The 20,762-nt window shown below is 38.5% G+C and carries 24 protein-coding genes; 15 read left to right on the forward strand and 9 right to left on the reverse strand.

Annotation, left to right across the window (positions count from 1 at the left end):
- Positions 1-96 precede the first annotated feature (96 nt).
- Positions 97-510 carry a lysozyme inhibitor LprI family protein gene (locus OSH00_RS11250; RefSeq protein WP_266130495.1) on the reverse strand — a complete coding sequence of 138 codons (414 nt, stop codon included), beginning with the start codon at positions 508-510 and terminating at the stop codon, positions 97-99.
- A 27-nt stretch (positions 511-537) separates the two neighbouring features.
- Between OSH00_RS11250 and OSH00_RS11255 the strand changes: the two genes are divergently transcribed.
- Positions 538-990: a hypothetical protein gene (locus OSH00_RS11255; RefSeq protein ID WP_266130496.1), complete on the forward strand. Its 453-nt coding sequence runs from the start codon at positions 538-540 to the stop codon at positions 988-990.
- A gap of 93 nt (positions 991-1,083) precedes the next feature.
- On the opposite strand, the gene OSH00_RS11260 is transcribed toward OSH00_RS11255, so the two are convergent.
- Entirely contained in the window at positions 1,084-2,388 is a 1,305-nt protein-coding gene (locus tag OSH00_RS11260; RefSeq protein WP_266130497.1) for a tetratricopeptide repeat protein, read from the reverse strand.
- A 412-nt stretch (positions 2,389-2,800) separates the two neighbouring features.
- Here OSH00_RS11260 and OSH00_RS11265 point away from each other — a divergent pair, with 412 nt between their 5' ends.
- The 5 genes from OSH00_RS11265 (at position 2,801) to OSH00_RS11285 (ending at position 7,251) form a co-directional block, all read left to right on the forward strand.
- Positions 2,801-3,196 (forward strand): hypothetical protein, encoded by a 396-nt coding sequence (locus OSH00_RS11265; protein WP_338150160.1) that lies wholly within the window; start codon positions 2,801-2,803, stop codon positions 3,194-3,196.
- 106 nt (positions 3,197-3,302) lie between these two features.
- Positions 3,303-4,280, forward strand: coding sequence for a glycine--tRNA ligase subunit alpha (glyQ, locus tag OSH00_RS11270; protein ID WP_004826512.1), 978 nt, complete (start codon positions 3,303-3,305; stop codon positions 4,278-4,280).
- A complete protein-coding gene (glyS, locus tag OSH00_RS11275; protein ID WP_266130499.1) occupies positions 4,280-6,349 on the forward strand; it encodes a glycine--tRNA ligase subunit beta in 2,070 nt (689 codons plus the stop codon). The genes glyQ and glyS overlap by 1 nt, the downstream gene beginning before the upstream one ends.
- Before the next feature lie 26 nt (positions 6,350-6,375).
- Positions 6,376-6,579, forward strand: coding sequence for a hypothetical protein (locus OSH00_RS11280; protein ID WP_266130500.1), 204 nt, complete (start codon positions 6,376-6,378; stop codon positions 6,577-6,579).
- Positions 6,580-6,867: 288 nt separating this feature from the next.
- Entirely contained in the window at positions 6,868-7,251 is a 384-nt protein-coding gene (locus tag OSH00_RS11285) for a hypothetical protein (protein WP_266130501.1), read from the forward strand.
- A gap of 44 nt (positions 7,252-7,295) precedes the next feature.
- On the opposite strand, the gene OSH00_RS11290 is transcribed toward OSH00_RS11285, so the two are convergent.
- Positions 7,296-7,688, reverse strand: coding sequence for a hypothetical protein (locus OSH00_RS11290; RefSeq protein WP_266130502.1), 393 nt, complete (start codon positions 7,686-7,688; stop codon positions 7,296-7,298).
- Positions 7,689-7,999: 311 nt separating this feature from the next.
- On the opposite strand from OSH00_RS11290, the gene OSH00_RS11295 reads away from it, so the two are divergent.
- Positions 8,000-8,722, forward strand: coding sequence for a hypothetical protein (locus OSH00_RS11295; RefSeq protein WP_266130503.1), 723 nt, complete (start codon positions 8,000-8,002; stop codon positions 8,720-8,722).
- Positions 8,723-8,932: 210 nt separating this feature from the next.
- Positions 8,933-9,598, forward strand: coding sequence for a hypothetical protein (locus tag OSH00_RS11300; protein WP_266130504.1), 666 nt, complete (start codon positions 8,933-8,935; stop codon positions 9,596-9,598).
- A 102-nt stretch (positions 9,599-9,700) separates the two neighbouring features.
- On the opposite strand, the gene OSH00_RS11305 is transcribed toward OSH00_RS11300, so the two are convergent.
- Together OSH00_RS11305 and OSH00_RS11310 are read right to left on the reverse strand one after the other, a co-directional pair.
- Positions 9,701-10,657, reverse strand: coding sequence for a 2-hydroxyacid dehydrogenase (locus OSH00_RS11305; RefSeq protein ID WP_266130505.1), 957 nt, complete (start codon positions 10,655-10,657; stop codon positions 9,701-9,703).
- 152 nt (positions 10,658-10,809) lie between these two features.
- A complete protein-coding gene (locus tag OSH00_RS11310) occupies positions 10,810-11,511 on the reverse strand; it encodes a TetR/AcrR family transcriptional regulator (protein WP_266130506.1) in 702 nt (233 codons plus the stop codon).
- A gap of 81 nt (positions 11,512-11,592) precedes the next feature.
- Between OSH00_RS11310 and OSH00_RS11315 the strand changes: the two genes are divergently transcribed.
- On the forward strand, positions 11,593-12,696 hold the full coding sequence (locus OSH00_RS11315; RefSeq protein WP_266130507.1) for a fatty acid desaturase: 1,104 nt from the start codon (positions 11,593-11,595) through the stop codon (positions 12,694-12,696).
- Positions 12,697-12,829: 133 nt separating this feature from the next.
- Positions 12,830-13,261 carry a hypothetical protein gene (locus OSH00_RS11320; RefSeq protein ID WP_266130508.1) on the forward strand — a complete coding sequence of 144 codons (432 nt, stop codon included), beginning with the start codon at positions 12,830-12,832 and terminating at the stop codon, positions 13,259-13,261.
- Between the two features lie 181 nt (positions 13,262-13,442).
- Here the strand turns inward: OSH00_RS11320 and OSH00_RS11325 are convergent, their stop codons facing one another.
- Positions 13,443-14,705 (reverse strand): hypothetical protein, encoded by a 1,263-nt coding sequence (locus tag OSH00_RS11325; RefSeq protein ID WP_266130509.1) that lies wholly within the window; start codon positions 14,703-14,705, stop codon positions 13,443-13,445.
- Between the two features lie 116 nt (positions 14,706-14,821).
- On the opposite strand from OSH00_RS11325, the gene OSH00_RS11330 reads away from it, so the two are divergent.
- Together OSH00_RS11330 and OSH00_RS11335 are read left to right on the forward strand one after the other, a co-directional pair.
- The gene (locus OSH00_RS11330; protein ID WP_266130510.1) at positions 14,822-15,598 is read left to right on the forward strand and encodes a class I SAM-dependent methyltransferase; all 777 of its coding nucleotides are present in this window, start codon (positions 14,822-14,824) and stop codon (positions 15,596-15,598) included.
- A 29-nt stretch (positions 15,599-15,627) separates the two neighbouring features.
- Positions 15,628-16,182: a hypothetical protein gene (locus OSH00_RS11335; protein ID WP_196075702.1), complete on the forward strand. Its 555-nt coding sequence runs from the start codon at positions 15,628-15,630 to the stop codon at positions 16,180-16,182.
- Positions 16,183-16,350: 168 nt separating this feature from the next.
- Here OSH00_RS11335 and OSH00_RS11340 read toward each other — a convergent pair whose 3' ends face one another.
- Both OSH00_RS11340 and OSH00_RS11345 read right to left on the reverse strand, forming a co-directional pair.
- Positions 16,351-16,755: a protease inhibitor I42 family protein gene (locus OSH00_RS11340; protein WP_266130511.1), complete on the reverse strand. Its 405-nt coding sequence runs from the start codon at positions 16,753-16,755 to the stop codon at positions 16,351-16,353.
- Positions 16,756-16,835: 80 nt separating this feature from the next.
- A complete protein-coding gene (locus OSH00_RS11345) occupies positions 16,836-17,426 on the reverse strand; it encodes a hypothetical protein (protein ID WP_266130512.1) in 591 nt (196 codons plus the stop codon).
- A 180-nt stretch (positions 17,427-17,606) separates the two neighbouring features.
- Between OSH00_RS11345 and OSH00_RS11350 the strand changes: the two genes are divergently transcribed.
- The gene (locus OSH00_RS11350) at positions 17,607-18,230 is read left to right on the forward strand and encodes a class I SAM-dependent methyltransferase (protein ID WP_266130513.1); all 624 of its coding nucleotides are present in this window, start codon (positions 17,607-17,609) and stop codon (positions 18,228-18,230) included.
- Here OSH00_RS11350 and OSH00_RS11355 read toward each other — a convergent pair.
- Positions 18,227-18,694, reverse strand: coding sequence for a Holliday junction resolvase-like protein (locus OSH00_RS11355; RefSeq protein WP_009586148.1), 468 nt, complete (start codon positions 18,692-18,694; stop codon positions 18,227-18,229). The genes OSH00_RS11350 and OSH00_RS11355 overlap by 4 nt on opposite strands.
- A 128-nt stretch (positions 18,695-18,822) precedes the next feature.
- Between OSH00_RS11355 and OSH00_RS11360 the strand changes: the two genes are divergently transcribed.
- Both OSH00_RS11360 and OSH00_RS11365 read left to right on the forward strand, forming a co-directional pair.
- Entirely contained in the window at positions 18,823-19,467 is a 645-nt protein-coding gene (locus OSH00_RS11360; RefSeq protein WP_196075707.1) for a ParA family protein, read from the forward strand.
- Between the two features lie 101 nt (positions 19,468-19,568).
- Positions 19,569-20,690: an AI-2E family transporter gene (locus OSH00_RS11365; RefSeq protein WP_266130514.1), complete on the forward strand. Its 1,122-nt coding sequence runs from the start codon at positions 19,569-19,571 to the stop codon at positions 20,688-20,690.
- Positions 20,691-20,762 lie beyond the last annotated feature (72 nt).

The raw sequence follows: 20,762 nt of genomic DNA on the forward strand, positions 1-20,762 counted from the left end.
GAAGTGCGAATTATACGTTGTTGTGATTATAAGGTGTATTTATTATCCATCTTAGATGTATAAATATTTCTACTATATTTCTCATAGAATGATTTTTCATCGTACATATTCAGTTAACTGCTCTAACCTTTTGCCATATTCTTGCATGGGGCAAAACTCGTACATGGGCGAACCTATATATCGCCCAGCGTTTTGACACTCCTGATCAACATAAGCTTTCCACAAACGTTGTGATTTCAGCACGTCTGTATAACGTTCTTGTTGATTGTCTTGCTGGCTTTGTTTTTTTATATCGTCTAATACTTTGACAATTTCTTTTTCATAGAATGCTTTGCCTTGGTGGCTACATACTTCTACAACAGCATTATTAATATTTCCCAATCCGAGCTCTTCAATTGTTTGATCAACACATTTGTTGTATATATCCATTTTGATCTCGTGATTTTCTGCGTAGACCCAAGTGGAAAAAATCACAGTAGAAGAAATAATCATTTTTAGGCATGCTTTCATTATTAAATCTCATTTGTTGTTTTGATCATGGCTCAATATAGCAATAAATCTATTTTAAAAGCTTTATTTTTAGCGCCGAGCATGAGTTTAGTCGTGTTGGGCACTTTTTTTCTTTTCATGAATCATCAATATGATGTGCAGTCCTTACTTACAGTGTTTGGTATCAGTTTAATGATTTATTTGATTTACTGTGTGATTGTCATTCCAATTGCATATGCACTTTCATTATGGCTTGCACACAAATATTGGCTAAATTTTTTCAGTATTTTCTTTGGCTCGATATTGATGTGGCTGATTGTTAGCATCATTGGCTATTTGATTTTTACTGGCTCACTGCCAACTCCCATCTGGACATTATTCAATGACTGGTTTTTCTATGCAATTTCAATTTTTTCAGGCTGCTGTTATTGGGGGTTTTTAAAGTTATTTTCTTCTCAACCTAAACTTGATCAGAATAACTTAGCAAAAACAGATACATAAAGACTGATCGTCAATGTAAAGATTTTCTCGATCAAAATTCGATATTCGCGCTTGCTCAGGTTAGTGAGCCACTAATCTGAGCAAGCGTCTGATTTAATACATTCGTTGCATTAATCTTAATTCTGAAGGTTTTGGAATTTTACCAGTTTGCCCTAACGCACGATATTTTTGAGTTAAGTCTTCGCGAACAATCTTGGCTTTCATCGGATTTTTAGTAATACCTTTAGCTCCATTCTCTAAACGATCCAAAAAATATATTCCGACCAAAATATTGTCTTGTTCATAATATTTTTGATATAACTCCATCGCCTTTTGGGGATCAGCTTTAATTAAATTTCCCTGTTCATAATAGAGTGGTAAGTTCAACTGCGCGCGCTCATGTCCGGCTTCAGCTGCTTTTTCCAACCACGTCATTGCCAGTTGAGGATTATAAATTTTTGACTGTTTCTGTGCATACAATTCTGACAAATTAAAATAAGCGGATTTTGGATCTTGATCATGTTTTGCATTTTCAGTTTCTTCAAATATCTCTATTTCATAGGTCAGATCTTCAAACTTTTTATCGGTTTTTAATAATCTTAGAATTGCCTGCTGTGCAGGAAGATTATGTTCATTTGCTCGGGTCGCAATTTTGTAATAATTCATAGCTTCACCCAAATGTGATTTTAAATAAGGTTTCTGCTCTGCCATTTGCCCCATCATGAAACCGATAAAACCATCGGCATCAAATTGTAAAGAATAGATGCGCCAAGCTTTTTTCCAATATTTGAGTGCCTTTTGCTCATCCAATTCAGCACCAATACCATAGGCATATGCATAACTTAAATATGCCCATATTGGCGTTGGATAATCATCTTGGTCACCCATGTGCTTTTCAATCGAATGAAATATAGAAACTGCAGATTCTTTCCTTGCAGGATCAGCACAATGTTGATTCAGTACAGGATAAAAAATATAGGCATCGGCACTTCCCTTTTTAACAGCATCTAGCAACACCTCAAAAGCCTGAGCTTGGTCAATTTCAACCTGATCACCATAATACAACTTTTGCGCGTTCACCATTAAGTTATAAATTTCCAACCCGTCGGGATCTACTTCGGATGCCTGTTTTGGTGTTGGCTGCATCTGTTGTTTTTGTTCCTCAGAAAGTCCCAGTTGACGAAATAAAATATTTAAAGCTTGATGCATTGCTTTGGTATTTGAGTCTTCATCAGTGGGTGATTGTACATAATGATCCCACAATAACTTTTGATTATATCCTTTATTTAATTCATAAAATTCTTTAAAAATAGGTGCTGTCTGTGGAGCAAAACAAGGAGCTTTCTCAATATTTTCTGCATAAGTTGCTGATACGACACCCAAAGTTGTAATATAGACTAAATAATTGAATTTTTTCATAAAAGCTTTCTCATTTTGATATCAATATTAAATTTAAAAAATTTTTAAATTATATATCAATAATTCAACTATTTAATTTTATTTAAAGTTTAATTTTTCAACAGTTCTCAAATACCGCCATAATAAAAGCCAATCTACGAAAATTTATGTATAAGGCAAACTAGTATCAGCATTTAATAATATGAACGAATTTTTCAAACTAGACTCCTGCTATTTTGCATCATTTGGCCCATGAAAATCTTAATCATGATTTCTAAATAATTCATTTATTTAACGTGAAATAAAGCCTCATAACATCATCCTGATCCGTGCTTAATATCTAACTTTCAAAATACAACTCACCACCAGAAAGTTCATGTATTCATTTTTTTTATGTTAATATCAAATATATAATTTAACTTCTTAATTATTAATGATGAACAAAACACCTCTTTTAATTACTTTAATTTCTTGCGCTTTGCTTACCGCCTGCTTCTCTTCAAACGAACCTGTGATCCTAGAAACCCAGCAGATTGAAATTGCAAATACGCCTTCCAGCGTACTTGAACTCACACTGATCAAAAAAGGTAAAATCTGCCTATTAAAGACGAAAACAAGTGCAAAAAATACCCCGCCTATTGAAAAAGAGTGGGCTTTTTTTAGAGATGATCTCATCTTAATCTCTGAGAATTCCACCTCTGAACCCGCCATCAACCCAGACTCCCCAGATGCAGAAACCGAAGCGCATATTCAAGAAATGAAAATAACAAAAGAGGCCCATCAAATGAAAAGTTTTATCTCGAAAGAAAATCTAAAAAAATGTACCTGAGCTGTTCTGCGATCGGTATCAATATTTATAGACTAACCTTTGCCACACCTCTGCAAAATCCTTATACTTAGAACCAATTTTTTCTAATACTTATAGTGGATGCTGCATGAGTCGCGCCATATCGCATATTGATACATTCCAAGGCTTAATTCTTGCCTTACAAAACTACTGGGCTGAACAAGGTTGTGTAGTGTTACAACCTTACGATATGGAAATGGGTGCAGGGACATTCCACACTGCAACATTCTTACGCGCACTTGGTCCTGAAACATGGAACGCAGCCTATGTTCAGCCATCACGTCGTCCGAAAGACGGTCGTTATGGCGAAAACCCAAACCGTTTACAGCACTATTATCAATTCCAAGTGGTGCTTAAACCAAACCCTGACAATATTCAACAGCTTTACTTAGATTCTTTAAAAGCAATTGGTATTGATACTTTGACCCATGACATTCGTTTTGTAGAGGATAATTGGGAATCTCCAACATTAGGTGCTTGGGGCTTAGGTTGGGAAGTTTGGTTAAATGGTATGGAAGTTACTCAATTTACCTACTTCCAACAAGTTGGCGGTGTTGAATGCTATCCAGTTACAGGTGAAATCACCTATGGACTAGAGCGTTTGGCAATGTATCTACAAGGCGTAGATTCTGTTTACGATTTGGTGTGGACCAAAGGTCAATTCGGTACTGTAACCTATGGTGATGTTTTCCACCAAAACGAAGTTGAGCAATCGACCTATAACTTTGAATATGCCAACGTTGAAAAAATGTTTGAGCTGTTTGACTTTTATGAGGCCGAAGCCACACGTTTAATGGAAGCCGAGCTTCCACTTCCTGCATATGAACAAGTCATCAAAGCATCACACAGTTTTAACCTGCTTGATGCCCGTGGTGCAATTTCTGTGACTGAGCGTCAGCGTTACATCTTACGTGTCCGTACTTTGGCACGCTCTATTGCACAAAGCTATGTGGCTGCCCGTGCGAAATTAGGATTCCCAATGGCTGAACCGCATTTACGTGATGAAGTATTGGCACAGTTGAAGGCGCAAGTTGAAGCAGAAGCAAAAGCTGAGGAGAATAAATAATGTCTAAACATACTGTTTTATTCGAACTTGGCTGTGAAGAATTACCTCCTAAAAGCTTAAAAACTTTACGTGATGCCTTAAAAGCTGAAACAGAAAAAGGGCTAAACGAAGCGGGTTTGGCATTTGAAGTTATTGAAGCTTATGCTGCACCACGTCGTTTGGCGCTCAAAATCATCAATGTGGATGGTGCTCAAGCTGACTCTCAAAAACGTTTCGATGGTCCTGCTGTTCAAGCAGCTTATGATGCAGAAGGAAAACCAACCAAAGCTTTAGAAGGCTTCATGCGTGGTCAAGGCATTACGGCAGATCAAGTATCAACATTCCAAGCGGGTAAAGTTGAAAAAGTTTGCTACTTAAAAGATGTCAAGGGTCAAAGCCTTGACGTTTTACTGCCACAGATTTTACAAACAGCATTGGATAACCTGCCAATTGCTAAACGCATGCGTTCTGCAGCAAGCCGTACTGAATTTGTTCGCCCTGTAAAATGGGTGGTATTGTTGAAAGATAACGCTGTAATTGACGCTACCATTCAAGATCACACAACAGGCAATGTGACTTATGGTCATCGTTTTCATGCACCTGAAGCCATTGTATTGGCAAATGCAGATGCATATTTAGATGCACTACGTAAAGCCTATGTTGTTGCTGACTTTGCAGAACGCCAAGCGATCATTGATCAACAAGTCAAAGCTTTAGCAGATGAAGTAAATGCGACTGCGATTGTACCTGCAGATCTTCGTGATGAAGTGACTGCATTGGTCGAGTGGCCAGTTGCGCTTCGTGCCAGTTTTGAAGAGCGTTTCCTTGCTGTCCCTCAAGAAGCTTTGATCACGACCATGCAAGACAACCAAAAGTATTTCTGTTTGGTCAATGCTGAAAACAAACTACAACCTTATTTCATTACGGTTTCAAATATTGAGTCTAAAGATCCAACTCAAATTATTGAAGGAAATGAAAAAGTTGTACGTCCGCGTTTGTCAGATGCTGAATTCTTTTTCTTGCAAGATCAAAAACAGCCACTCGCATCTCGTAAAGACAAATTGGCCAATATGGTATTCCAGGCACAGTTAGGGACTCTTTGGAATAAGTCTGAACGTATTGCTAAATTGGCTGTGGCATTATCTGCAATCACAGGTGCAAAACCTGCGGATGCTGAAAAAGCCGCACTACTTGCTAAATGCGACTTAACTTCTGAATTAGTCGGTGAGTTCCCTGAACTACAAGGGATTGCAGGCACTTATTATGCTCGCATTGAAGGCGAGAATGATGAAGTTGCTGAAGCTTTAGGTGAACAATACCTGCCTAAATTTGCGGGTGATGTGCTACCAAAAACCAAAACCGGTACAACACTTGCGCTTGCTGATCGTTTAGATACGCTGACTGGTATTTTCGGTATTGGTCAAGCCCCAACAGGTTCGAAAGATCCATTTGCTTTACGTCGTTCTGCAATTGGTATCTTACGCTTAGTGACTGAAAATAATCTTGATGTTTCGATTGAAGAATTAATCAAGCTGGCTTTAGCTGCATATGGCGATGTATTGAAAGACCACGAAAAAACTTTGGCGGATGCAGTGGCATTCCTTGAAGGTCGTTATCGTGCTAAATACGAAGACCAAGGTGTTGCCGTTGATGTGATTCAGGCTGTTCAAGCACTTTCACCAAAATCACCTTTAGATTTTGATAAGCGAGTTACCGCAGTGAATCATTTCCGTGATTTGCCAGAAGCTGCTGCACTTGCTGCTGCAAATAAACGTGTTGCAAATATCTTGGCGAAAGAAGCTGCACCTACAGGTGAGATTGTTGAAGCGAAATTGGTTGAAGATGCTGAAAAAGCACTTTATACAGAGATTCAAACTATTCTTCCTGTTGTTCAGCCGCTTCTGGATGCAAAAGACTATACCACTGCACTTTCCAAGTTGGCAGCACTACGTGCACCAATTGATGCTTTCTTTGAAGGCGTTATGGTTATGGCGGATGATGTCGAGTTAAAAGCAAACCGCTTACGTTTACTTGCACAGTTACGTGATTTATTTACAAGTGTTGCAGATATTTCAGTGTTACAGCACTAATTACGGCTATTTATAGTCATTCACCAATGACTATTGCTATCCTCAAGCTCTTTCAAGAGCTTGAGGATTACATAACAAAAAATAATCAGAATTTATCTCATGGTGCTGTTGCAACATTCAGTGATGTAAAACCAGTTGCTGAAGCTTTACTGTATTCAAAGTTTTTACCGTCTATAACAAGTAATCTAAGTGCAGTTGAAACATGCCATGATCATCAAGGGCATATGTAAATTTTTTCTGCTCTTTCCTCATTTAATCTTAGAAGAATACATTCTCTGGGAATCAGGAATTCAGTATTGGGAGCAATTTTTTACCTTTACAGTGGCCTGACTGGTTTACAAGTGTTGTGAATATTTCTGTTCTACAATATTAAGAAGTTGCATCATTGAAAAATAAAATATAGACAAAGAATGTAATTTTTTAAAATAGTCTTTAACAATCAATAACTAAATAAATCCTAATCTGCTCAATGATTTGTATAAACTGAATATGACTTTTTCTATCTGAGCTTAAAAGTAATGGCTAATAAAATCATATTTTGTGCAATATTCACCACACTCGCCCTCACCGCCTGCTCAACAACACCCACCAATCCAAACGCGCCAACTGTTCTAGAACAACACAAGAATATCTCGGCACAACCCAATACCAAACACAACCTCGCCCGTCTTATTCGACAAACAGATAACTGCGTGATTGAATTTACAGGGAACTTTGAAACAGGAAAAGCAACTGAGCATTGGATTTTTAAAGGTGAACAATTGATCTCAGCATTTTCAAATGTAGATGCGGATATTGAACAAAAACAGACTGTTTTTGATCCTACAGATGCTGAAACACTAAAAAACTTCAATTCACTCAAAAACAACTTTAGAGCATCAAATCTGGAAAAATGCAATTAATCTCGGTACTTCACTTTGCTATGTTGGTAGAGCTAAATACAAAATCATTTAGCTCTTTTAGCCACATACATCACGGGATAGAACCAAAAAATCACACCAATCAATCCAATCGCTGCAAAAATTAAGCTATTCGGGAGGTAAGTCGCAATCCAATCATAAATTGGATTTAAACCCAATTTAAAAGAATTCATCATCGCGTATAGTAGGGCAAACATTAACATATGAGGAAAAATGAGGGGTAGAATAGATAGCTGATATCTCTTAAAATATTTTGCAAAATAAAAACTTGGAACTAAATAGAGTAAAAATATGATCGCCGTTGTAATCCAACCCATCATTTGATGACTGAGAGGAATTTCTTCTCCACAAGCACAGGCAAAACTCGGTCTAAAAGTTAATAATATACTTAACAACACCAGGATTTTTATATTGTTCATTATAGGAATTAGATAGGGACTGATGCCAAAGCTTATGTGTTTTCTGTTTCAATGACAAGCTAGGAGTGCCAATAGAACATAGTTTTAGAATAGTGGTTTTTGGTTTATAAGTATCAGAATTTTAAATTTAAAAATTTATAAATTTCCCCCAAAAATAGAACTTAATATTTATTCACAATTTTTACATTAGTGTTAAAACTGTGTAGATATGCTGTTGCTGTTTTATCTCAAAGACGATTTCCATCCATATTTCACATTATGATAGGCAACACTCAAACTTGAAATCATTCAGGTATAGGATAAAACGAATTATGAAGAAAATGCTTAAAACAACAGTGATCGCTACAGCCCTTTTAGCTAGCTCTCCTCTTCTTTTTGCCAACACAAATGTTAGCGCGAATGCTTCTGCAGAAGTCAATGCGAATGGTGGAGGTTTACTCAGCAATATTGGTCAAGGTATCCATAATACAGCAGACAAAGTCGGGAATGGCATTGAAAAGGGTGTCGATAAAACCCGTGAAGTCTCTAAAGATGCTTGGGATGGTACAAAAAATACTGCTGTTAAAGTCGGTGATGGTATCGAAAAAGGTGTTGATAAAACCCGTGATGTGTCCAAAGATGCTTGGGATGGCACCAAGAATGTTGCGGGTAAAGTAGGTACGGGTGTTGAAAAAGGTGTCGACAAAACCCGTGAAGTATCTAAAGATGCGTGGGATGGCACAAAACACACTGCTGACAAAGTCGGTACAAGTGTTGAAACCGGTATTGATAAAGGTAAAGTTGCAAGCAAAGGTGCTTGGGAAAATACCAAAAAACTCAGTTCAGAAGCAGGTCACAATACTAAAGAAGCAGCGGTAAAAGCGAAAGACAAAACCAAATCTGCGACCAGTAAAACATGGCAAAAAACCAAAGACTTGGTTAAGCCAAAATCAAGCAATACGGGTGCGAAAGTAAATTCACATACGCAAGTGAAAACCCCAGTAGGTAGCGCAAAGGTTGGCGTATCAACCGAAGCAAATATCGCAGCTAAATAATTGAATCGGATTGGATTTAATACAATATCAAGATGAAAAGCCCACATCCGTGGGCTTTTCTTTCCAATGCCCAGTAATAATCTCCAACTTGTATTGTTATATTTTGCTGTTGTGGATTTATTACCATTTCAGCTTGTTATTGAATGAAACAGTATGATTACCCAATATGATTCGCAGCGTTAATAAAGTCATCATAAAGGAATGAAAAACATGGTGAAGATAAAAAGTTTATGTATGGTTACTGCAATTTGTGCAACATCATCACTGTATGCTCAAACAGGCACTCAAACCCAACCTTATGGTGATAATCCCAATATATTTAGAGTCCTCGCCCATAAGACAGGTGAAGCAGTACAAAATACGGCTGAAAAAGTAGGAGATGCAACCGAAAAAGGAATTCAAAAAATCAAACCGTCCTTTGATGAAACCATTGAGAATACGAAAAAATATACCAGTGAACAAGCCACGATTGCTCGAGACAATACGCGTCAAGGCATAGACACCGCAGTCAAAAAGGTTGAACAGACAAAAGATCGTGTGATGGGCAACAACAGCTATAACGTGCCAATAGAACAAGGCAGCTTGAGTCAATCATCAACTACTGCAAACTCAGCGAATCCCCATACCGTAGCCAATGTTCCAAACATTTCTAACCAAATTATTGCAAATCCATCAACGCAAGAATCAGTTGCGCCATCAGCACTCAAAACACAAGCTTCTCAAAATATTCAATCAGATCAACAAGAGCTTGAAATCAAAAAACAAAGCTTGCCTATAGAGAACCAGAGCAACATGCCGAGTCCATCATCAACAGACTCAACCCGAAATGATGATACCAATATACCCGCAGATGATGAGGCAGGTGTACCAAGATAGCCCCTCACTCAGATCGTTAAAGCTTAGATCCAGGGAAGACGTGATTGAAAGAGCAATAATGCAGTTATAATTTTATTTATAACATGATGTCTGTTTAAAATTTTAGTGATTCACCTGACGGATCACTTTCCCCTGTTGAAATGCCTCAAAATTTTCCACCATTTGATTGACGATACGTTGCCGAGCATCAACACTTCCCCAGGCACTGTGCGGGGTGATAATCAGGTTTGGAATATCCTCTGCAAGCAACACATTTCCTTGTTTCGGAGGTTCAACAGAAAGTACATCTGTCGCTGCGCCTGCAATCTTGCCTTGTCTTAATGCATCCGCCAAAGCCTGTTCGTCCACGATGCCTCCACGGGAACAATTGATTAAAAATGCAGATTTTTTCATTGCGTCCAGTGCTTGTGCATCTATCAAGTCCCGTGTTTCATCTGTTAAAGGACAATGTAAAGAAAGAAAATCGACTTGTGGAAGTAGATCAGCAAAAGGAATTCGTGCTTGATGCTGTGGGCGGCTTGGCAGTGCCCCGACCAGAACCTGCATACCAAAAGCTTCAGCTAATTTGGCAACCGCTTGTCCCAATGCTCCATAACCAATAATTCCTAAGGTTTTCCCTGACAGTTCTACCACAGGAAAATCCAATAAACAGAAAATTGGTGATTTATTCCATTCCCCCTCCTTAACGGCACGATCATATTTGAGCAAAGAAGTTGCTAAAGCCAGCATCAATGTCAGGGTATGCTGTGCAACCGCTGATGTACCATAACCCTGACAGTTGCATACCACGATGCCTTTAGATTTGGCTGCATCTAAATCGACATTGTTGGTACCCGTTGCCGAAATTAATATGAGCTTTAATTGCTTCGATTGAGCAATTGTTTCTGCATTGATCAATACTTTATTACTGATGATCACATCGGCATGCTCTACACGCGCCAATACCTGCTCAGTCGTGGTCGAGGGATAAAGGATAAGTTCGTCAAAAGCTGCGTTTAACTGACTAAAATCCAAATCATTTTTGTCTAAAGATTCATAATCTAAAAATACAGTCTTCATTGCTTCGCTTTTACCTTATTGTTCCAATCATTTGCACTAGCTTGTTTATAGGATGAAATTTTCACAGATTTTCATACAAGCCTTTATCATCTCTTAAACATATAACACCATTCATTCAACATTGAAAATCCATCCTGTCCAATCAAATGAATTTAGGATTGTGATGATGCTTGCGGAAAGCCAAAAGTATTATTTTTAAGCGCCAATAGATATGCATTGGTCATACGGTAAGCTTCTTGAATAATGGCTTCAGAAATATAACTTTCATTGTAATAGCCATGTTTCATACAGGTAAAAACCAATTCCATCAAAATCGTTAAAGTATCAGGTTGTTGAGGAACATAATTATCGACCTGAATCATTTCCAATGCTTTACGTACACCCTCACTGACTTTTTTCAACTCAATTTGGTACTCAAGATATGCTTGCCGCGTAAAAGGACCGCTGAGAATAAGCAGGCTGGCAATTTCAGATTCATTGAAAAATTTAGCCGTGGTCCGGATCATACTTTCTGAAAGGAGTTGCCCGTAGAGTTCGATGCTTGCTTTAGGGTTGTCTGTTAATACTCGGACAGCCGCTTTCCCCAATTGTTTGACCAAATCATTCAAGTGTGCGAGTGCTATATGACGCAGAATATCGTATTTCGTCGGAAAAAACTGATAAATGCTGGTACGTGGAACACCCGAAGCATTGGCAATTTCAGGAATGGAAATCTTTTCAATTCCAATGGATAACAATAACTCTTGTGTAGTTGCCAGCATTTTTTCCATTCTTTTTTGCGAGCGTTCTTGTTTTGGCTGACTCACTTTTTTGGTCATTTTCTTTAAAACTGACGTTGACGTTATTTTGATCATCAGATAACCTCTTAAAAAAATCCAACAAATGTTGGTTTTAAAACTTCCTTGTTTTCATAAAAAATATAGAGGAAAACGGAAATGAATTTACCCCTTTCCGATGTACATGTATCCAAGCTGAACAAAACCAAGAACTTTGCTGATGCTGAAGATGAGCAACGCAGTCATCGAATTCGTAAAGCGATTTTGGAAGCAGGGAATCAGTTACGAGAACGCCATCCTTGGCTGGTTCAATATCAGGATCAAATCGGTTTGGGTATTCTGGGTATTGCCGTTACGGGGGTTATTTTCAATATAACACAATACGCTCGTGGGAAAATGGCTTGGTATGTGGCAATTCCCCTTTCTGCATTTTGGATGTCAATTTTGCATGAACTAGAACACGATTTGATTCATCAAATGTATTATCGCAAGGATAAAAAAATAAATGATGCCATGCTGGCTGCGGTATATGCCTTCCGTCCAAGTACAGTCAATCCTTGGATACGTCGTGAAGTACATCTCCATCATCATAAATCCTCGGGAACAAAAACAGATTTGGAAGAACGCGGTATTAACAATGGAGATACATGGGGTTTAAAACGCTTGATCATGACAGGTGACAATATATTGGCTGTTTATCTCCGCCCCATCACCATGATGAAAACCACCAAGCGTTTTATCCATGCTCAGAAGAACTTATCAAAAGTTGAAAAACTTAAATTAAAGGCGAAACTTTCTGCAGCTTATGCACCATTTGGGCACCTTCATTATGCCCTCTGGCATAGTTTTCTATTGATCAGTGTTGCCAAATTGGCAATGAAAACTCTGGGTATTTCGCAATCTCAAAATCGCGTATGGAAATTTGCTGACAAAGCGACAGCATTCTATGCTGTGAGTGTTGCTGCACCTAATTTCCTACGCACCCTCAGTTTGCACTTTACCAGTTCGAATATGCATTATTACGGTGATATCGAAGATGGCAATGTTGTCCAACAATGCCAAGTATGGACGGACTGGCGTATGAAGCCTCTACAAGCTTTCTGTTTCAACTTTGCTGGTACTCATGCAATTCATCACTTTGTTGTTCGTGATCCATTTTATATTCGGCAAGCCATTGCACAAGATTGCTATCCAGTCATGAAAGAAAATGGTGTCCGTTTTAATGACTTTGGTACATTTAAACGTGCAAATCGCAGATTTTAGAGGGCTATATTTTTATAACTGAGAAAATAATTAATTCAGTTTAGGGAGATTTTTGGCATAGGATCTACTTTTTAATTTTAAAAAACACGATTGGGATTTATAGTGACTCCAACAAGCAATAAAAGATATCCAAATGAAAAAATCAATCTATAAATCACTCATATTATTCTTTATTTTCTGGATCTCCTCCTTAAACCAAATCATCGCAAAAGACCATGTTTTACAGTCGATTCAAAATTTAGATGAAGCTGGATTTAGAAGTTCTGAAGGAAACTATTTTAAGCTGATTAAATTGGATCAAGGCTGTCGTATAGAAGCCCGATATTATTTAGAAATGGAAAATCAATTGTTTAGCTATAAATTTATTGATCAAAGACTTCTGCATGCCTCGCGAAAAACCTTCCGCTATCATTATAAAGAAGGTCAGGAAGGCTCGCTCATGGCAGTCACTGGTGTATATCAATATTCTAGCGAAACTTATGGACTGCCTGATTTAAAAGTTCAAAATGAATTCAGAAAACATCAAGCATTGTTTCCAACACACGATTTAAAGCAATGTATTTAAACAAAGCATTTGTTAACGCACTTTCAGCAATCAACAAAGCTTCTGGTCGTCAACCATATTGCTATTGTTCCCGCTTTGTCCTTTTGGGACAAGGCGAGGACAAAAGACTATTTTATTCACTGATGTTGCTAAAAAGGTCTAAGCGAAAATCTATTTTAGTCGTACGACTAAAAAGTCTAAGTTATGCAATCTTAAAATGACAAAACTCATTTAAACTTTCGTCATCAAAACTGACCTGTCCCTGAATATCACAGCTCATATAGAAGTTTTTATAGCTCAACACATAAAAGTCTGGCGTTTTCTTGATTACAATTGGATTCATATCCAATGACAACGCTTCATCATGTTTAAATAGCTTGGTCACACGACGATCATTCATGCAAATCAAATAAGTCTGTTTTTTAATCTCGACTTGCGCTAGACCATTGCTTTCAACATTCAATGGGATGATATATTTGCCATTAACATCAATGACCTGTTGATCATAGCTTTCCAGTTTTTGGGTAATGACATTAAATACCAAGATATTGCCAAAGCTATCTTGTAGTTGGGTTTTATCCTCAAATGAAAAATTGACCTGAATCCCAAGTTTTTGCAAATCTTGCTCATCAACGCGTTTATTGGTCAATAAAATACGGGTAATGGTCTGCTTTAAACTGGCATCAAAGAAGGTACTGTCCAGTTGAATATCAGTTCCTTTGAGAATTTTACCTAACGCCTCATTGTGCGTTCCCAACAAGCGTGCAATCACACTGCGATAGTAAAACTTACTGTTCTTCTTGACCTCACGGATCTGCTTATAGAAATAAGTCTGGTCGTATGGGCGCTCTATAAAATCATGCAATAACGCAGAGTTCGCCAAAACAGCAATTGCATCATGTCCTGTATAGGGTAAATGAAGCGTATGTAGTTGAGGAATCAGCGGCTTAATTTTTAAATAATGTTCTTTATCGTTTTCAAAATAAGGATCATAGACAATAATGTATTCGCAATCGGTCACGATATCCTGTGCTTGAATACGCATATTTGCATTTAGATCAGGATCATAGAAATCAGTATAACGTTTATCTTCAACTTCAGTGGGGTCTATTGAATATTGTGGAACCATGGCAACTACACGATTCATATTTAAATCTTTGGCATATTTGATTGCTGCATAGCCCCCCATTGATCCACCATAACCTACAATATTCTTGAATTGACTTAGGATCGGCTGGAGATGTTGTAAAAGTGCCGTCATACTTGATGCAGGAAACCAAGACTTCTGCTTAGGCATAATACCGACAATGGCATAGTTATATTTCATCAAAGACTTTTCAGCATTAATTGAAAGCCCTTTGGCGCGAGTGATCAAATCTCCAAATGACAGAACTAAAGTGTCAGACTCACCTGCTAAATAGATTGCTCTGATATGATCATCTTCAAAAATTATTTGTTTATCCATTCGCACACCGAGCATCCGCTCTTTTCTTAGCTGAAATTAAATCAATCGGCACTTGCCTATTGATTGCTTCAAATGTCATATTTTATAGAGTCTAGTCAGATAAAAAAGCGCAAAATATGACACATTCTTTACATCCTGCTGCTCAAAAAGGCTTCAGCACCGCTGCTGAACTTTATCAACAGGCCAGACCCAATTATCCTCAGGATGTGGTTCAATGGCTCATCGAAGATTTGGCACTTACCCCAGATTCAAAAGTGGTTGACTTAGGCGCAGGTACAGGAAAATTTCTTCCCTATCTGAAACAGGCAACGCCCAACATCATTGCAGTTGAGCCTGTTTCTGAAATGTTGGAACAGTTGAAAATAGTACATCCTGATGTGCAAACGCTTCAAGCGAAGAGTGATCAAATTCCGTTAGAATCTGAAAGTATTGATGCTGTATTGTGCGCTCAGTCCTTTCATTGGTTTGCCAATATCGAAACATTGAACGAAATTCATCATGTTTTAAAACCTGAAGGTCATTTGGGTTTGATTTGGAATCAACGAGACGAGAATATAGATTGGGTAAAAGCATTGGCAGATTTGCTCGCAACCCTTGAAGGAGATACCCCACGCTTCCACAGTGCGCAATGGAAACAGGTATTTGAAAATCAGTTTTTATTCCAACTTGAAACAGCAAAAGTATTTTCACAACTCCACACAGGTACAGTAGAGAATGTGGTCAGTAAACGCTTACTTTCCACCAGTTTCATTGCCGCGATGCCAGAACAAGAACAACTCAAATTGAAACACAAATTCGAACAGATTGTATCGGAATATACGGGCAAACACGCTCAAGATGAAATAGACTTCCCCTATGTCACCTATGTTTATAACTTTAGGAAACTACGCTAATCAATACGCTTTAATGAGGAATGTTTATCATGCATTTAATACTTCGCCCTTTGCTTCTTTCAGGTTTACTGACATCAATCGTATTCATAGCAGCATGTTCTCCTAAAGACGGTCAACAAAACAATTCATCTGAGCCGAAAGATGCATCTCAAGAAGTTATGGATCAATTGAAAACCAAACCGATTAAGGCCTTTCCGAGTACGCCAAATGATGCTCACGATATTGCTTTGCTTGACGAATATGATCAGAAATTTACTGAAAATAATAATGCTTTGGAAGCTGATCTTAAAAAACGTGCGAGTGAAGGCAGCCTCACGGAAGAAATTGATCACCAACTTAAACGAGACAATATTGAGTCGGCGCTGAATATGTTGAAAGACTTGGACCTTAAAACAGAGCAAGGGCGCTATATTCAAGGTTTACGTTATCAATATTGGGAAAATCAAGCCAAAGTCTATGATGAGAAAAAGCAATCTGCTGATGGTGAGCTGAAAAATCCAAGTGATGCAGTCAAAGGCATGGGAGAAATGTTCACTGCCGATGAACAGCTTGATCATTGGAAGCAAACAACTGAAGGTAAATAATCTTCTGATCAACGGATTGTGCCATCAAAATGAACCACAGCGCACATAGGTGTTCGAATGTAAAGCGACATGGATGTTGCTACTCTGATATTTATGTGCGTATCAGCATGCTTCACTACACTTGATGCTTTGAAAAGACAAGGGGATGATAATTAGAATGCTTTGCTCTTAAGAAACCCGAATACGGCAACGCCATTGTTGATCCGGCTGTTTTGAAGATTCCCAGGCACGAATATGAACCAACTCAATATAATCTTGTCCTGGTTTCTCAGCTGTAAAACGGAAAGTTTTGGTCCCGCCCACGCCTACCGCACCTTCCTCACTGTCATTCTGTAAATAGGTTTCTTCAGTTTTAAATATTTTAAGCGGCTGTAATAACTTCCATTGATAACCTGTGCTTGGATTTTCAGGCGCATTGAACAGCAACACCTCTCCCACTTTCATATCCATGAGTGTCGGGCACTTTTGTTTGATGGTGTATTCATGTGTTTTACCCACGCTAGGATTCGGACTTTGACAAGCAACCAACCCCAAGCTGAAAATCAACAAGGTAAAACACGCTAAACCTTTCATTTATCAAACTCTTTATTTTTCAATTGACCTAAAATTATACATATCACCATAACATTTTGTCTCATTTTGCTCAATTGAATTTAGATATTTTGCTTTTCTAGCCATTGAATCGAATTGACTCGAATCAGTTTACAAGCACCATCTCCCACACCATTCCAATCTAAAGCCGATTTCCAGACCAAATCTTTATCATTCACCTGAACCAAATCTCCCGTTAAACGAACCAAGTCACCACGTTTAACTTGCTTGATTTGTTTGGCAATTTCAGGATTGGCAGGAATAATGTGCATATTACTAACCAATTGAGTTGCCAACTGAGCTGGAATCGGCGGTCGAGCCATTTTCCAATTAAGGAATCGATCATATTGATTGATTGAAATTTGGCGGGCAATTTCAGGTTCAGTAAATAAACCCCGTGTCACAGCATAGTCAATCGGTGAGAATTTTGCTTGTGCATCATCATAGTATTCTTTTGAACCTAAAATTCGAAACTCACCACGGAATGGCTCAAGAACAGAGATTTTCTGATTACGATCAATCGGAGCCAAACCATTGGCAATATTAAAGGCGGGATTTGATAGCTGCGCCTTTGACACAGCGGTAGAGTGAAAAGCATTGGCTTGAAAAGCACTCAGTGCCATCAACGCTGCACAGACTAACTTTTTATTCATAACATGCTCCTCAAACGCAGTACTCAACCAACAAAAATATCTAATCTCAGTATTAATAGATAAACTTAAAATAAAAATCGAGTTTCGGTAACAAAATACAGAAATTTCGTCCTATTTTTGTCTTATATTCAAAATTCACATTGGGTAGAATCATGATCATACACTTAAAATGATCACATCATGATTTATAAATATTATCAACAGCGTATTTTTCCTCACCTGCTCAATCAAGTGATGCAAACCCCCAGCATGATGGAAAGTCGTGCGGAACTGATTAAAAAAATCCGTGGTGAAGTATTAGAAATTGGCTTTGGTACAGGGCTTAATTTACCTTTTTATCAAGCAGTTGATCAGCTCTATGCGCTTGAGCCAAACCCTGATGTTTATCGTCTTGCACAAAAACGAATCTTTGACACCCCCTTTCATATTCAGCATATTCAAGCCAGTGCCGAAAAATTACCTTTTGCAGACCATTCCATTGAAAATATCGTAAGTACTTGGACCATGTGCAGTATTGCAGACTTAGCTCAAGCTCTCCACGAAATTCATCGAGTATTGAAGCCTGAAGGTAATTTACACTTGATTGAACATGTTCAGTATCATGACAATTCAACATTGAAAAAATTGCAGGACATTTTAACCCCGATCCAAAAAGTCCTTGCTGATGGCTGTCATCTGAACCGCAATATCGAGCTTGAGTTATTAAATACTGGTTTTAAATTTTCGGAAAAATATTATTTCGATGCGGAAGGCTTACCTAAAGTGGGAAGACGCATGTTTATGGCAAGAGCACAAAAAATTTAATCGGCAAAATCAATATGGATGGTTTCAAAGCGTACCCGTCCTTCACGGATGGCTTGTGCAATGGCTTGCTGTCCTTTGGTCAGACGCGCGCCACCACTCTTAATATCAATCAATACAACTTCGATATCCTCAGCCAAGCCTTCACCATCTCGAAAGTCGGTATAGCCATCAAAAATCACATAATCAATAGGATCACCCAAAAACTTGGCGTCACTTGGCAAATATTGGAATTCAGGCATGATCGGTGCAAGTTGTTCTGCCATCTTCCCTTTTAGGACAGCACGACTGGTATTCACACTGCGTTTTTGCGCATGTGCAAGTGCCTGTTGATGCTCCAGTTCAAGTTCAGTGATGTATTGTTCATACTCTGCTTTAATCTTGCCATTTCGTGTACTCGATAACACGATTGTGGTCAAAACGATGCCAATGCACGCACCTATCAACATCGCCATCCAAATCGACATGCTCTTTCCTTTCTGTAAATCCTTGGCACAATGTAAACAACTACTAAAGTTTTGTCATGTGTAACCTATATGCTTAAAATTAATGCTAAAGTAGACAAGGGCTAGCGGACAGATATTATTGATATACGATGAAAACAATACTTGTTGCAAATTTAAAAGGCGGTTGTGGAAAAACAATTACAGCAATTACTTTAGCTACAGCATTGGCACAAAAAGGTTATAAAGTGGCATTAGCGGATGCTGATGGGCAAAAGTCAGCACTACAATGGTTAAAACAGCGCCCAGAACATGCAGCGAAAATTCAGAGCCTCGATTGGCGTCATGAGAAATCAATAGGAGATGCACCTAAAAATCTCGATTATTTGGTTATCGATGCGCCTGGTGCTTTAACTGGTGAACACGCAGAACAGTTAATCAGTGAAAGCCATGCTGTGGTCACACCACTCCAGCCCTCATTTTTTGACATCGACAGTACCCGACGTTTTCTCAAACATATACAAGATATTAAAAAGATTCGTAAAGGAAAAGTCGCGGTACATTTGATTGCCAATCGCATGAAAACCAATAGTGCGAGTTCAAAAGATATTCAACAGTTTTTTGAAAAGATTGATCAACAACCGGTTGCATGGATTTCAGAACGTACTGCATATGGTCAATTGGCTATGCAGGGCTTAAATATTTTTGATAAGACCCAAAAGAATTTTTTAACCATTCAAGAACAATGGCAACCACTGCTTGATGCTTTAATAGATGATCCAAGTGATTGGTTCTAAAACCAATCTAAAGCAGGTCGGATAAAGCAAGCTTAAAATTTGCCACATTTGATTTTTCAGTTAATATTGAGTGAATCACTCAGCAATTTTTAGAGTAGTTAGTGCAAGACTTCACTTCAAACTTACAACGTATCTTATTGTTTGGGTTATTGTTTATCCTGATTTTCTTGGGCTACGATATTCTCAAGTATTTCATTGTCCCTGTATTATGGGCGTGCATCATCGCCTATATGACATGGCCAATGTACAAGCGCATATTAAGAATGTTTGGTCCGAATCGACCGACATTGAGTGCGTCAGTGATGATTACGCTGGTGATTTTAGTGGTTGGAATCCCGCTCACCTTTGCGATTTTTATTCTGCAACATGAAGGTCGAAATTTGTACTTTGACCTGCAACGTCAATTGTCATCGGGTCATTTGACTGTTCCTGATTTTATTCGCGAACTGCCTATTATCGGTAAGGAAGTCAGTCGGACTGTTCGGGAAATAAATGCGGATCCCACCAGTCTTTCACAGACCATTGGTCTTTGGATTCAAGGGCATATGAATTATGGTAAGTTCGTACTTAACGAGATCACCAAAAATCTAGTGAAACTGGGTTTTGCCGTCATGTCTCTGTTCTTTTTCTATCGAGATGGTCAAACCATTTTGGAGCAAGTCAGCAAGGCATTACAGATGCTGATTGGACCACGTATCCATCATTATCTAGATACCATTTCTGAAACCACTCGTGCAGTGGTGTATGGGGTAGGTTTAACAGCGGTTGCGCAATCTATTCTTGCAGGGATCAGTTATTTTGTTGCAGGCGTACCCAATCCAATGGTACTGACGATTGTCACTTTCCTGATGGCACTCATTCCATTTGGTCCTCCTGTGGCTTATGGTGCTGTATCATTATGGCTGTTTTCCCAAGGTCAAACGGTAGAAGCGATCGGCGTAATGGCTTGGGGGGTCTGTATTGTCAGCACGGCAGATAATGTCATTCGTCCATTGGTCATTTCAGGTGCGACAAAAATCCCATTCTTATTGATTATGTTTGGTGTGTTAGGCGGATTGGCGAGTTTTGGATTGGTTGGACTGTTTATTGGTCCTGTTATTTTGGCAATTTTATTGGCAATTTGGCGCGAATGGCTACATGAAACGACAGAGCATGGTATTTTAATGCCAGATGCCACAATGGCATACGAAATCGAAGAAAATGACCCGAAAAAGCCAGATTAACTCAGTCTGCTTCTACATGATTCGCCAAGTATTTTATTTGGCGGATTATTTTAATCCCTTCCTGCTAGACCC

This window comes from Acinetobacter nematophilus, from assembly GCF_026344175.1.
In the GTDB taxonomy this organism is placed as follows: domain Bacteria; phylum Pseudomonadota; class Gammaproteobacteria; order Pseudomonadales; family Moraxellaceae; genus Acinetobacter; species Acinetobacter nematophilus.